At 63.7% G+C, this 12,814-nt stretch carries 12 protein-coding genes; 4 read left to right on the top strand and 8 right to left on the bottom strand.

Annotated elements, in window-relative coordinates; genetic code table 11:
* Window positions 1–130: 130 nt before the first annotated feature.
* Window positions 131–1,633 carry a mannitol dehydrogenase family protein gene (locus tag NKH04_RS02290; RefSeq protein ID WP_353044009.1) on the top strand — a complete coding sequence of 501 codons (1,503 nt, stop codon included), beginning with the start codon at window positions 131–133 and terminating at the stop codon, window positions 1,631–1,633.
* Complete coding sequence (gene uxuA, locus NKH04_RS02285) at window positions 1,630–2,808, top strand: mannonate dehydratase (protein WP_352834032.1); 1,179 nt, start codon at window positions 1,630–1,632, stop codon at window positions 2,806–2,808. The genes NKH04_RS02290 and uxuA overlap by 4 nt, the downstream gene beginning before the upstream one ends.
* A gap of 1 nt (window position 2,809) precedes the next feature.
* Here the strand turns inward: uxuA and lepB are convergent, their stop codons facing one another.
* From lepB to NKH04_RS02250, 7 genes are all read right to left on the bottom strand, one after another.
* Window positions 2,810–3,790, bottom strand: coding sequence for a signal peptidase I (gene lepB / locus NKH04_RS02280; protein WP_502896518.1), 981 nt, complete (start codon window positions 3,788–3,790; stop codon window positions 2,810–2,812).
* Window positions 3,791–3,880: 90 nt separating this feature from the next.
* Window positions 3,881–4,288 (bottom strand): F0F1 ATP synthase subunit epsilon, encoded by a 408-nt coding sequence (locus tag NKH04_RS02275; protein ID WP_352489184.1) that lies wholly within the window; start codon window positions 4,286–4,288, stop codon window positions 3,881–3,883.
* A 118-nt stretch (window positions 4,289–4,406) separates the two neighbouring features.
* Complete coding sequence (gene atpD, locus NKH04_RS02270) at window positions 4,407–5,972, bottom strand: F0F1 ATP synthase subunit beta (protein ID WP_352834035.1); 1,566 nt, start codon at window positions 5,970–5,972, stop codon at window positions 4,407–4,409.
* 67 nt (window positions 5,973–6,039) lie between these two features.
* Entirely contained in the window at window positions 6,040–6,924 is an 885-nt protein-coding gene (locus NKH04_RS02265; RefSeq protein WP_352471280.1) for a F0F1 ATP synthase subunit gamma, read from the bottom strand.
* A 28-nt stretch (window positions 6,925–6,952) separates the two neighbouring features.
* Window positions 6,953–8,482 carry a F0F1 ATP synthase subunit alpha gene (atpA, locus tag NKH04_RS02260; protein ID WP_352471281.1) on the bottom strand — a complete coding sequence of 510 codons (1,530 nt, stop codon included), beginning with the start codon at window positions 8,480–8,482 and terminating at the stop codon, window positions 6,953–6,955.
* Window positions 8,482–9,042: a F0F1 ATP synthase subunit delta gene (locus NKH04_RS02255; RefSeq protein WP_352504886.1), complete on the bottom strand. Its 561-nt coding sequence runs from the start codon at window positions 9,040–9,042 to the stop codon at window positions 8,482–8,484. The genes atpA and NKH04_RS02255 overlap by 1 nt, the downstream gene beginning before the upstream one ends.
* Before the next feature lie 246 nt (window positions 9,043–9,288).
* On the bottom strand, window positions 9,289–9,684 hold the full coding sequence (locus NKH04_RS02250) for an AGROH133_08824 family phage infection protein (RefSeq protein WP_352500793.1): 396 nt from the start codon (window positions 9,682–9,684) through the stop codon (window positions 9,289–9,291).
* Between the two features lie 211 nt (window positions 9,685–9,895).
* On the opposite strand from NKH04_RS02250, the gene NKH04_RS02245 reads away from it, so the two are divergent.
* Both NKH04_RS02245 and NKH04_RS02240 read left to right on the top strand, forming a co-directional pair.
* Window positions 9,896–10,141 carry a type II toxin-antitoxin system Phd/YefM family antitoxin gene (locus tag NKH04_RS02245; RefSeq protein ID WP_352834039.1) on the top strand — a complete coding sequence of 82 codons (246 nt, stop codon included), beginning with the start codon at window positions 9,896–9,898 and terminating at the stop codon, window positions 10,139–10,141.
* The gene (locus NKH04_RS02240; protein ID WP_352834042.1) at window positions 10,138–10,593 is read left to right on the top strand and encodes a type II toxin-antitoxin system VapC family toxin; all 456 of its coding nucleotides are present in this window, start codon (window positions 10,138–10,140) and stop codon (window positions 10,591–10,593) included. The genes NKH04_RS02245 and NKH04_RS02240 overlap by 4 nt, the downstream gene beginning before the upstream one ends.
* Window positions 10,594–10,602: 9 nt before the next feature.
* Here the strand turns inward: NKH04_RS02240 and NKH04_RS02235 are convergent, their stop codons facing one another.
* Window positions 10,603–12,786, bottom strand: a complete 2,184-nt coding sequence (locus NKH04_RS02235) for a primosomal protein N' (protein WP_352834045.1) — start codon at window positions 12,784–12,786, stop codon at window positions 10,603–10,605.
* Window positions 12,787–12,814: the final 28 nt, after the last annotated feature.

The raw sequence follows: 12,814 nt of genomic DNA, 5'->3' as shown, positions 1-12,814 counted from the left end.
TGTCAACATACAAAAACTGGGTTGTTGTATGATGACTTTTCGTCGGCCATTGCCCATTGTGCGTGACGGCATCGGGTGTTACGCCGCCTGCCAGCAGTGACCCAACAATCTCGATCAGACACGTGGCGCAATGACCAATAGACGCCTTTCCAACAGCACGCTGAAGGCACTGCCGGCTTCGGTCGCGGTCCCGCGCTACGCCCGCGGCGCTATTGCACCGGGCATCGTCCATCTCGGCGTCGGTGCCTTCCATCGCGCCCACCAGGCGGCCTATGTCGACGACTGCCTGGCGGCGGGCGAGGCGGACTGGGGCATTGTCGGCGTGTCCTTGCGCAGTCCTGACACGCGCGACGCACTGGCGCCGCAGGATGGCCTCTACACGCTGGCGATCAGGAGCAGCATCGGCGAAGAGCTGCGCGTCGTCGGCTCGATCCTGTCGCTGCTGGTGGCACCGGAAGATCCGGCTGCGGTGCTCGCCGCCCTGACCGATCAGCGCACCCGCATCGTCACGCTGACGATCACCGAAAAGGCCTATTTGAGGGCAGCCGGCGGCGGCCTCGACAATACCCACCCCGACATCGTCCATGATCTGGCCAACCCGCAAATGCCACGGACGGCGCATGGTTTCCTGACCGAGGCGCTGTCGCGCCGCCGTGCCGCAGGCATCCAGCCTTTCACCGTGCTCTGCTGCGACAACCTTCCGGTCAATGGCGCCACGCTGCACCGCCTGCTGGTCGAATTCGCCGCACTGCGCGATGCCAGGCTCGCCACTTCAGGCGATGCCAGGCTCGCCGCCCACATCGCCGACGGCGTCGCGTTTCCGTCGAGCATGGTCGACCGCATCGTGCCGGCGACTACCGACGCCGACCGGGCGCGTATCGCCGTCGAGCTCGGCGTCGAGGATGCCTGGCCGGTGATGACCGAGCCGTTCTGCCAATGGGTGGTCGAAGACGATTTCCCGGCTGGCAGGCCGGCCTGGGAAAAGTTCGGCGTCACCATGGTCGGCGACGTCGGGCCCTTCGAGGACATGAAGCTGCGGCTGCTCAACGGTTCGCATTCGGCAATCGCCTATCTCGGCCTGCTCAGCGGCTACGACACGGTCGACCGCGCCTTTGCCGATCCGGCGATCCGGCAATTCGTCGACGGACTATGGGCCGAGGCCATCCCGACGCTGCCGCAGGACGCCGGGCTCGATACGGCCGGCTACACGGCCCAGCTCGCCGAACGCTATTCGAACACCGCGCTCGCCCATCGCACGGCGCAGATCGCCAATGACGGCAGCCAGAAGCTGCCGCAGCGCATCGTCGCCTCTGCCCTCGATCGGCTGGGCGCCGGTGACCTGCCCGCGCATCTCATGCTGGTGGTGGCGGCTTGGATCACCGCTTGCGAGGCGCGCGGCAAAACCTTGCCGGAAGCCCATTTTACCGACCCGATCGACGCTCGGCTTACGGCGCTCGGCAGCCGGCCGGCTGATGAAACGGTGACAGCGATATTCGATCTCGCCGGCTTCGCCAAGGACCATTCCCACCGCATGACACTGATCGATCTGACGGCAGCCCATCTCGAGCGCCTGCGGCGGGGCGGACCTGCCGCTGCCTTCGCGGCGCTTGGCATAGGGAGTGAGAAGCCATGAGACAGACCTGGCGCTGGTTCGGGCCGGACGATCCGGTGACGCTTGCCCATGTCCGTCAAGCCGGCGCCGTCGGCATCGTCAGCGCGCTGCATCACCTCAATGACGGCCGCGCCTGGCCGGCGGACGAGATCGCCAGGCGCAAGGCCGACATCGAGGCAGCAGGCCTGACCTGGGATGTGGTCGAGAGCATCGTCGTCCATGAGGACATCAAGACCCGCAGCGGCAACTGGCGCACCCTGATCGACAATTACAAGGCGTCGGTCCGCTCCGTCGCCGCCGCCGGGATCAATACCGTCTGCTATAATTTCATGGCGATCACCGACTGGACGCGCACCGACCTCGATTATCCCATGCCGCATGGCGGCACCGCGCTGCGCTTCGATGTCGTCGAGCTCTGCGCCTATGACGTCTTCATCCTTGAGCGAGAAGGGGCGGAGGCCGATCACCCACCGGTCCGTATCGAGGCCGCGCGTGCGCGGCTGCAAGGGATGAGCGACAGCGACAAGGCAAGGCTGGAGCGCAACCTGATCGGCTGGGTGCCGGCGCGCGAATTCATCTTCGATCGCGCAAGCTTCCGCCGCGCCCTCGACCTCTACAAGGACGTCTCCACCGAAGGCCTGCGCGAAACCCTGTTTGCCTTCCTGCGCGAGATCGTGCCGGTGGCCGAAGAGGCCGGCGTCAGGATGGCGATCCACCCCGACGATCCGCCCTTTTCGCTGTTCGGCCTGCCGCGCATCGTTTCCAACGCCAATGATGCCCGCGCGCTGCTCGACGCGGTCGCTTCGCCGGCTAACGGGCTGACGCTGTGCACCGGCTCCTACGGCGCGGGCGCGCAGAACGATCTGCCCGCAATGGCCAAGGCCTTCGCCGAAAACATCCATTTCGCCCATCTGCGCAACGTCACCAAGGAGCCAGACGGCTCCTTCCACGAAGCCGAGCACCTCGACGGCGACACCGACATGGTGGCGGTCGTGTCGGCGCTGATTGGCGAAGAGCGGCGGCGCAAGGCGGCAGGCAGGGCGGACTGGCAGGTGCCGATGCGTCCGGACCATGGCCACGCGATCGTCGACGACATCGGCAAGAAGGTGAACCCCGGCTATTCCTGCATCGGCCGCCTGAAGGGCCTCGCCGAACTGCGCGGCGTCATGCGCGCAGTAGAGGCACTGACAGTTTGAGCTACTTGCTCGCCTGGCCGTTCAGCGTCTGTCGAGACGAATAATCGGTACCTTTGGAATTCCAGAACAGCCGCACGGCCTTGCCGACCAGATTTTCATAGGGAACAAACCCGACACTGAACCGGCTGTCGGAGGCATTGTCGCGATTGTCACCAAGCACGAAGTAGTGGCCTTCGGGCACCTCAAACACACGCGTATTGTCGCCGATCGAGTTGTCGGTAAGGTTGAGGACGGAATGGGTGGTGACGCCCCCCGGCAGAGTTTCGCGTTGAAGTTTGGCTTTCGAGAACTCGTCGGACGAAAAAGTGCCGATATCGTCGAGTCCCACTGCGACATCGTTGATGTGAAGCACCCCGCCGATGATCTGGATCTTCTCGCCGGGAAGGCCGACGATCCGCTGGATGTAGTCCACGCTCGGATCGGGCGGGAACTTGAAGACAACCAGATCTCCCCTTTTGGGTTCCGCGCCGAATATACGTCCATCAACGGGAAGCAAGTTGAACGGCACGCTGTAGCGGCTGTAGCCGTATGCCATTTTGGAGACGAAGAGATAGTCGCCTCCCTGCAACGTCGGCACCATGCTGCTGGAGGGAATCGAAAAAGGCTGGAGCAGGAACGCGCGTATTGCGAATGCAGCCGGATACGAAGTCAGAAAGACGAGCACCAGCACCGAAAGCCCACGCGCGTACCATCTGTCCGGCTTGAACCGGTGCGCGAAGGGAACAACGATCGCTGCCCACAGGGCCATCAAACCGATCCCTGAAAAATTGGCCCACCAAGCAAGATCGACGCCAGGCAATACCGGAAAGCCAATGTAAACAAGCGCGAAAACGACGGCGCTGATCACCACCAGGCTAGCGACCGCCAGTTTGCCGCTGCCGATCCAGAGGAACCCGCCAAACGGGCCGCCAAAGGCCGACACCAGGGCCGTCGACCATCTGGATCGCGAGATAGTTTCTTGTTGCACTGCTTGTTTTGTCATCGGCCACCCCCCACGCCAAGGCAGCCAGACTGTCCACCAAACAAAAAAGCGGGGCAAGCCCGCTTTTTCAGTTAGTCATTTGAGCGAACCTCAAGCCGGCAGGATGGCGCCTTCGAGCGTGGTGAGCTGGTTGAGGAACTGCTCGGCCTTGCTGCGGGTCTGGTCGTCCTTGGCGTCGGCGGCGTCTTCCCTCGCCTCCTGGATGCGGCGGGCAAGGTCGGCGCGGTCGATGTCGCCGACGGCCACAGCCGATTCGGCGAGCAGCGTGCAGCCGGCCGGAACGATGTCGGCAAAGCCGCCGAACACCACATAGCGCTCTTCCTTGCCTTGCGCGGTCTTCAGCGTAACGACGCCCGGCTTGATTGTGGTCATGACCGGTGCGTGATGCGCCATGACAGTCATCTCGCCTTCGGCGCCCGGGATGACGACGGATTCGACCTGCTCGGAAACCAAGAGGCGCTCCGGCGAGACCAGTTCGAATTTGAAAGCTTCAGGCATGATCAATCTAGCGACTGGTGAATGGTGAATGGTGAACGGTCAGAAAGAATGACCTTCACTCAGCCCCGATTTCCTATCCGCTACTCCCCATTCACAATTCACTATTGACCATTCACCATCAGGCCGCTTCAGCGGCCAGGCGCTGTGCCTTCTCGACCGCTTCCTCGATGCCGCCGACCATGTAGAAGGCGGCTTCTGGCAGATGGTCGTAGTCGCCGTTGCAAAGGCCCTTGAAGCCCTTGATGGTGTCGGCGAGGTCGACCAGCTTGCCCGGTGCGCCGGTGAACACTTCGGCGACGAAGAAGGGCTGCGACAGGAAGCGCTCGATCTTGCGGGCGCGGGCCACGGTCTGCTTATCCTCTTCCGACAGCTCGTCCATGCCCAGGATGGCGATGATGTCCTGCAGCGACTTGTAGCGCTGAAGGATCGACTGCACCTGGCGGGCGACCTGGTAATGCTCTTCGCCGACAACCATCGGGTCGAGCATGCGCGAGGTCGAATCGAGCGGATCGACCGCCGGATAGATGCCCTTTTCCGAAATCGCACGGTTGAGCACGGTCGTCGCGTCGAGGTGGGCGAACGAGGTCGCCGGTGCAGGGTCGGTCAGGTCGTCGGCCGGCACATAGATCGCCTGCACCGAGGTGATCGAACCCTTGGTCGTCGTGGTGATACGCTCCTGCAGCGCCCCCATGTCGGTAGCCAGCGTCGGCTGGTAGCCCACGGCCGAAGGAATGCGGCCGAGCAGCGCCGACACTTCCGAGCCCGCCTGCGTGAAACGGAAGATGTTGTCTACGAAGAACAGCACGTCCTGGCCCTGATCGCGGAAATATTCGGCAACCGTCAGCCCGGTCAGGCCGACGCGGGCGCGGGCGCCCGGCGGCTCGTTCATCTGGCCATAGACGAGCGCGGCCTTGGAGCCTTCGCCGCCGCCCTTCTTGTTGACGCCGGACTCGATGAACTCGTGATAGAGGTCGTTGCCTTCGCGGGTGCGCTCGCCGACGCCGGCGAACACCGAGAAGCCGCCATGCGCCTTGGCGACGTTGTTGATCAGTTCCTGGATCAGCACCGTCTTGCCGACGCCGGCGCCGCCGAACAGGCCGATCTTGCCGCCGCGGGCATAGGGGGCCAGCAGGTCGAGCACCTTGATGCCGGTGACCAGGATCTGCGCTTCCGTCGACTGCTCGACATAGGTCGGCGCCGGCTGATGGATCGAGCGCATCTCGATGCCGTCGACCGGGCCTGCCTCGTCGACCGGCTCGCCGATGACGTTGATGATGCGGCCGAGCATGCCCGGGCCGACCGGCACGGTGATCGGAGCGCCGGTATCATAGACGTCCTGGCCACGGACCAAACCTTCGGTCGAGTCCATGGCGATGCAGCGCACGGTGTTTTCGCCCAGATGCTGGGCCACCTCTAGCACCAGGCGATTGCCGACGTTGATCGTCTCAAGCGCGTTCAGGATCGCCGGTAGATGTTCGCCGAACTGGACGTCGACAACGGCGCCGATGACCTGGCGAACCTTGCCTGCCAGGCCGGTTTTCTTGATGGTGGCGGCCGGCGCATTCACAGCGGCGACCTTGGTTGCTGCCGCTTTCTTGGCCGGAGCGGCCTTTGCTGCTGCCGGAGCCTTCGCTGGTGCCGCGGTCTTCGGGGCTGCCGTCTTCGGGGTCGCTGCTTTCGCCATCGTCCTTACCCTTTTCGTCTCTTTGTTTCTCACACGCTTGAGGTCGATGACCTCCTTGTGAGCGTGCCTAGAGCGCCTCGGCGCCCGAAATGATTTCGATCAATTCCTTGGTGATCTGCGCCTGCCGCTGGCGGTTGTAGGTGATCGACAATTTGTTGATCATGTCGCCGGCGTTGCGCGTCGCATTGTCCATGGCGCTCATCTTGGCGCCCATCTCGCCGGCAGCATTCTCGAGCAGCGCGCGAAAAACCTGCACGGAAATGTTGCGCGGGATGAGATCGGAGAGGATCTCGCCCGGCTCCGGCTCGTATTCGTAGACGGCGCTGCCGCCATCCCTCACTTCCGCGCCAGCCGCAGGCGCGCCCGCCGGGATAATTTGCTGCGCCGTCGGGATCTGGCTGATCACCGACTTGAACTGCGAATAGAACAGCGTGCAGATATCGAAGCCGCCTTCGTTGAACAGGTGGATCACCTTCTTGGCGATGGCATCGGCATTGACGAAGCCCAGCGTCTTGACCTCGCGCAGGTCGACACGCTCGATGATCAGCGCGCCGTAGTCGCGGCGCAATATGTCAAACCCCTTCTTGCCGACGCAGATGATCTTGACCTGCTTGCCGTCGGCCAGAAGCTTGCGGATGTGGTCGCGGGCAAAACGGGCGATCTGCGAATTGAAGCCGCCGCACAGGCCGCGTTCGGCCGTGCAGACAACAAGCAGATGCACGTCGTCCTTGCCGGTGCCGGTCATCAGCGCCGGGGCATCGCCGCCGCCGCCGATCGCCTGGGTGATATTGGCCAGCACCGCGCCCATGCGCTCCGAATAGGGACGCGCCGCTTCCGCCGCTTCCTGCGCGCGACGCAGCTTCGCCGCGGCGACCATCTGCATCGCCTTGGTGATCTTCTGCGTCGCCTTGACCGAGGCGATACGGTTACGAAGGTCTTTTAACGAAGGCATGCTTCAAACCTGATCCCGTCCGTCCTGCTCAAGCAAAGGTCTTGGCGAAGGCGTCGATTTCTGCCTTCAGCCTGGCGCGCAGATCGTCGGACAGCGCCTTCTCCTTGCGGATGCCGTCGAGCACGTCCTTGCCGGCCGAGCGCATATGCGACAACAGGCCATGCTCGAACTTGCCGACCTGGTTGATCGTCAGCTTGTCGAGATAGCCGTTGACGCCGGCGAAGATCACCGCGACCTGCTCCTCGACCTTGAGCGGCGAGAATTGCGGCTGCTTCAACAGCTCGGTCAGGCGCGAGCCGCGGTTGAGCAGGCGTTGCGTGGCGGCATCGAGGTCGGAGCCGAACTGCGCGAAAGCAGCCATTTCGCGGTACTGCGCGAGCTCGCCCTTGATCGATCCGGCAACCTGCTTCATCGCCTTGATCTGCGCCGAGGAGCCGACGCGCGACACCGAAAGGCCGACATTGACCGCCGGGCGCACGCCCTGGAAGAACAGATTGGTTTCCAGGAAGATCTGGCCGTCGGTGATCGAGATGACGTTGGTCGGGATATAGGCCGACACGTCGTTGGCCTGCGTTTCGATGATCGGCAGCGCAGTCAGAGACCCACCGCCATTTTCGTCATTAAGCTTGGCGGCGCGCTCGAGCAGGCGCGAGTGCAGGTAGAAGACGTCGCCGGGATAGGCCTCGCGGCCCGGCGGACGGCGCAGCAGCAGCGACATCTGGCGATAGGCGACGGCCTGCTTCGACAGGTCGTCGTAGCTGATCAGCGCGTGCATGCCGTTGTCGCGGAAATATTCGCCCATGGTGCAGGCGGTGAACGGCGCCAGGAACTGCATCGGCGCCGGATCGGAGGCGGTCGCGGCGATGATGATCGAATAGTCGAGCGCGCCGCGCTCTTCCAGGACCTTGACGAACTGCGCCACCGTCGAGCGCTTCTGGCCGACGGCGACATAGACGCAGTACAGCTTTTCCTTCTCAGGGCCGTTGTCGTGCACCGATTTCTGGTTGAGCATGGTGTCGAGGATGATCGCGGTCTTGCCGGTCTGGCGGTCGCCGATGACCAGCTCGCGCTGGCCGCGGCCGACCGGGATCAGCGCGTCGATGGCCTTGAGGCCAGTCGACATCGGCTCGTTCACCGATTTGCGCGGGATGATGCCGGGCGCCTTGACGTCGACGCGCTTGCGTTCGGTGGCCTGGATCGGGCCTTTGCCGTCGATCGGGTTGCCGAGCGCGTCGACGACGCGGCCGAGCAGGCCCATGCCGACGGGCGCATCGACGATGGCGCCGGTGCGCTTGACGGTGTCGCCTTCCTTGATGTCGCGGTCGGCGCCGAAGATGACGACGCCGACATTGTCGGCTTCGAGGTTGAGCGCCATGCCGCGGATGCCGCCGGGGAACTCGACCATCTCGCCGGCCTGGACATTGTCGAGGCCGTAGACGCGGGCGATACCGTCACCGACGGACAGCACCTGGCCGACTTCGGAGACCTCGGCCTCCTTGCCGAAATTCTTGATCTGGTCTTTCAGAATTGCGGAAATTTCCGCGGCGCGGATGTCCATCAGCCGACCTCTTTCAGTGCAAGCTTGAGCGAATTGAGTTTGGTTTTGAGCGACGTATCGATCTGGCGCGAGCCGATCTTGACCACCAGTCCGCCGAGCAGCGACGGATCGACGGTGACCGTGATCGCCACGTCCTTGCCGGCGACGCTTTTCAGCGCTGCTTTCAGCTCGGTTTCCTGGGCAGGCGTCAGCGCATGCGCCGAGGTGACCTCGGCAGCGGTCTCGCCGCGGTGTTCGGCGGCGATCTGGCGGAACGCCTTGATCATGCCGGGCACGGCGAACAGCCGGCGATTCTGGGCAACGACGCGCAGGAAATTGCCGGTGAGGCCGGTAATCCCTGCTCTGTCGGCGATCGCGGCGATCGCCTTGGCCTGGTCCTCGCTGGAGAAGACAGGGCTCCTGATCAGCCGCGAAAGGTCAGCGCTGCCTTCGAGCATCGTTTCGAACCTGTTGAGGTCGGCCTCGACGCCGGCGACCGAATTGGCCTGCAGCGCGAGTTCGAACAGCGAACCCGCATAGCGTTCTGCGACACCTGAGATTGGCGATGACGATTGGGCCACGGACCGTCTTTTCTCTTGTCTGACAGGCCGCAGATTGTTGGCGCGAGCAAAAACGCTGGCTAAATCTTTGACCTTACTGCATTTTTCCAAGCACGGAGGCGCGGCTTCCGCTATCCCCGGTCGAAAGTCGATTGCCGTCTAGCACAGGCATTTTCAGACCGCAATGCGTCGTCCGGCATGGTTTTCAGGCACTATTGTCGCATCCGCCGGGCGAGTTCAGCAACCAACCCCGGATTGATCCCTGATTCAGGGCAAAAAGCCGAAGGCGAAGGCAAGCGGCAGCGCCGCCAGCACCAGCTCGACGACGATGGAAGCCCAGTTGAACGGCGTGTTGGCGCCGTCCGACATCATCGATAGCAGCCGGCCGAAGGCGGTGAACAGCCAGGAGAAGCCGAGCGCCATATAGAGCAGCGGCTGCGCCAAGAGGATGCAGCACAGGCTGACACCGAGATAGAAGCCCGACATCCTGCCGCGACCTTCGGCGATCGCCGCCGCCTTCTCGGGCTTGACCTGCAGCCTGAGAATCCGGAAGGCCAGCCCTGGCGCCAGGAACAGCAGCAGCCCGAAAAGCAAGGTCACGACGGCGCTTGACCATGCCAGCCACTCGCCCTGGCTCATCGGCCATGGAAACGCAAATTCCATCCTTGTCCCCTCGTAAATGGATATTCAAAATTTTCGGGCATTCTAGCGAAGCAAGAGACATGCGCCAGATGGGCCGTCGCAATTTACGGCGCGTCAGCCCAACGCGAGCCCGACCGTTGTCTCGACCGGGCTAACAGGACGTTACACAACGCGCTGTTTTTTGTGCACAATTCCCATATTGTGACTACATGAGACCACAAGGGTTCCGGGCATGAAGACGATGCAACTACGAGAGGCAAAGGCCAGCCTTTCCGCACTTGTGAAGGCTGCCGAGAACGGTGAGCCCACGGTTATCACCAAGCACGGCAAGCCCGCAGTCATGGTGGTGCCAATCGGTGAGGGACGGAAACTTTATCCGCAGAACAGCCAAAAAGACTTCGTGGATTTCCTGCTTCAGTATCCAGGCGGCATTGAGCTTGAGCGAAACGAATCGCCGTCGCGGGAAGTGGAGTTTTGACCGGCTATCTGCTTGAGACGTCTTTTCTCTCGGCATTTGCACCCGGTCGGCCTTTGTTTCCGTCACACGTGCAGAACTGGGTTGCCGACCAAGGAGAACGCGGCTCTTGGCAGCTCTCGTCGATCGTCATCTTGGAGGTGGAACGAGGAATCGCGAAACTGAAGCGGGCGGGCGGGCATATGAAGGCAGAGCGCATCAATGAGTGGTTCGAAAGGTTGCTTCTAGAGTTCAACCAGCGAATCCTTCCCATCGATTTAGCAATCGCGCGAGAAGCCGGAAAACTGGAAGACGCCACGATCGCCAGAGGCGCCAATCCGGGTCTGGCGGACGTTCTGATCGCAGCTACTGCCCGTTTGCACGGCCTGTCAGTTTTGACGGCCAACACCCGGCATTTTGCGATTCTCGACGTGCCTTACCTGAACCCATTCACCGAACGCGCCTCGAAAGGGTAATTCGACAGCTTACAAAAAGCTCTGCGGGTCGATGTCGACCTGGACTCGCACCGAGCCCCTTATCTTCGGTCCCTCGGCCAGCATGGTGCGAATGAACCCTTGCATGTCGGCGCGCCGCTCGCCCTGGATCAGCAGGCGAAAGCGATGGCGGCCGCCGATCAATGACAGCGGCGCCTCGGCCGGGCCGAGCACGAATAGGTCGGCGGCTTGCGGCGCGGCGCGACGCAGGCCACGGGCGTGCCCTTCGGCTTCGGCCCGTGTCGCCGCGCTGACGATGACGCCGGCGAGCCTGCCGAAGGGCGGCAGCCCCGCCCGCTCACGCTCGGCGATCTCGCGCTCGTAGAAGGCCTCGGCATCGCCTGAGACGATCGCGCGCATCACCGGGTGGTCGGGTTGGAAGGTCTGCAGCAGGCCGAGGCTTTTCTTGCCGGTGCGACCGGCGCGGCCGGTCACCTGGCTGAGCAGTTGGAAGGTGCGCTCGGCGGCGCGCGGGTCGCCATTGGCAAGGCCGAGATCGGCATCGACCACACCGACCAGCGTCATGTTGGGGAAATTATGGCCCTTGGCGACGAGTTGCGTGCCGATGACGATGTCGGCCTCGCCATTGGCGATGGCTTCAAGCTCGAGCCGCAGCCGCCGCACGCCGCCCATCAGGTCGGACGACAGTACGATGGTGCGGGCATCGGGGAAATGCGCGACGACCTCCTCGGCGATGCGCTCGACGCCCGGCCCGCAGGCGACCAGATGATCGAGCGTGCCGCATTCCGGACAGGCTTCGGGCCGGCGTTCATTGTGCCCGCAGTGGTGGCAGACGAGCTGGCCGCGAAAGCGGTGCTCGACCAGCCAGGCCGAGCAGACCGGACAGCCGAAGCGATGGCCGCAGACCCGGCAGAGCGTCAGCGGCGCATAACCGCGCCGGTTGAGGAACAGCAGCGACTGTTCCTTTCTTTCCAGCGTCTGCCGTATATGGCCGAGCAGTACAGGCGACAGGAAGCCGCCGCGTGCAGGCGGCGCGCGGCGCATGTCGATCGTCTTGAGATCGGGAAGTGCCGCCTCGGCAAAGCGCGCCGAAAGCACCGCCCTGCTGTAGCGGCCCTGGCTGGCATTGACCCGGCTTTCGACCGACGGTGTCGCCGAGGCGAGCACGACCGGAAAGCCGCCGATATGGCTGCGCACCACGGCCATGTCGCGCGCGTTGTAAAAGACGCGATCCTCCTGCTTGTAGGCGGGATCGTGCTCTTCGTCGACTACGATCAATCCAAGCTCCCTGAACGGCAGGAACAGCGCCGAGCGCGCGCCGGCGACGACCCGCACGCCGCCTTCCGCTACCTGCCGCCAGACCTTTTCGCGCATCCTTGGCGGCAGATCCGAGTGCCATTCCGCCGGCTTGGCACCGAACCGCTCCTGGAAGCGTTCGAGAAAAGCGTGGGTCAGCGCAATTTCCGGCAGCAGGATCAGCACCTGCTTGCCGCGATCGAGCGCGGCCGCAACCGCCTCGAAATAGACCTCCGTCTTGCCGGATCCGGTTACACCATCGAGCAGGGTGACGCCGAATGTGCCGGTCGCGACGTTGGTGCGCAGCATCTCGGCTGCTTCGCTCTGGTCCGGCATCAGTGAAGGCACGGCGTAGCCGGGATCGGGTGCTGCGACCACCGGCCGCGGCGGGATCATCACCGTCTGGAATACGCCCTGCGCCCGCAGCCCGTCCACCACCGTCGACGACACGCCTGCCGCATGCGCCAGGCCGGATCGTGTCCAGGCAAGTCCGCCTTCGGCTGTCTCCAGCACGCGCATCCTCGCCTCCGTCATCCGGTCGGGCTTGGCGAAGGTGCGCTGCAGCCCTTCGATCCACGGCTCCGGATCGAACGCCTCCGGCGCCCTGAGCAGCATGCGCGCCACCATGCCGGGCGGCGACAGCGTGTACTGCGCCACCCAATCGACAAAACGCCGCATCGCGCGGTCGATCGGCGGGCAGTCGAAAACCTGCTCGATCGGCCGCAATTTCTTCGCGTCGACCTTTTCGACGGCGCCGTCCCAGACGATGCCGGCGACCTGGCGGGGCCCAAGCGGAACGCGCACGATCGAGCCCGGCACGACGCGCATGCCAGCCGGTACGGCATAGGTGTAGGGGCGCTCGGCGGGCATCGGCACCAGCACCGGTGCGGCCGCGACAAAGGGCGAATCTTCGATCATGAGGCGTGACCTTGCCCCGACTTTGGTC

The sequence above is a fragment of the Mesorhizobium sp. M1365 genome (assembly GCF_040317865.1).
GTDB lineage: Bacteria > Pseudomonadota > Alphaproteobacteria > Rhizobiales > Rhizobiaceae > Mesorhizobium.
Note: the sequence above shows the minus strand (reverse complement) of the source record. Positions and strands in the feature narration are given on the sequence as shown.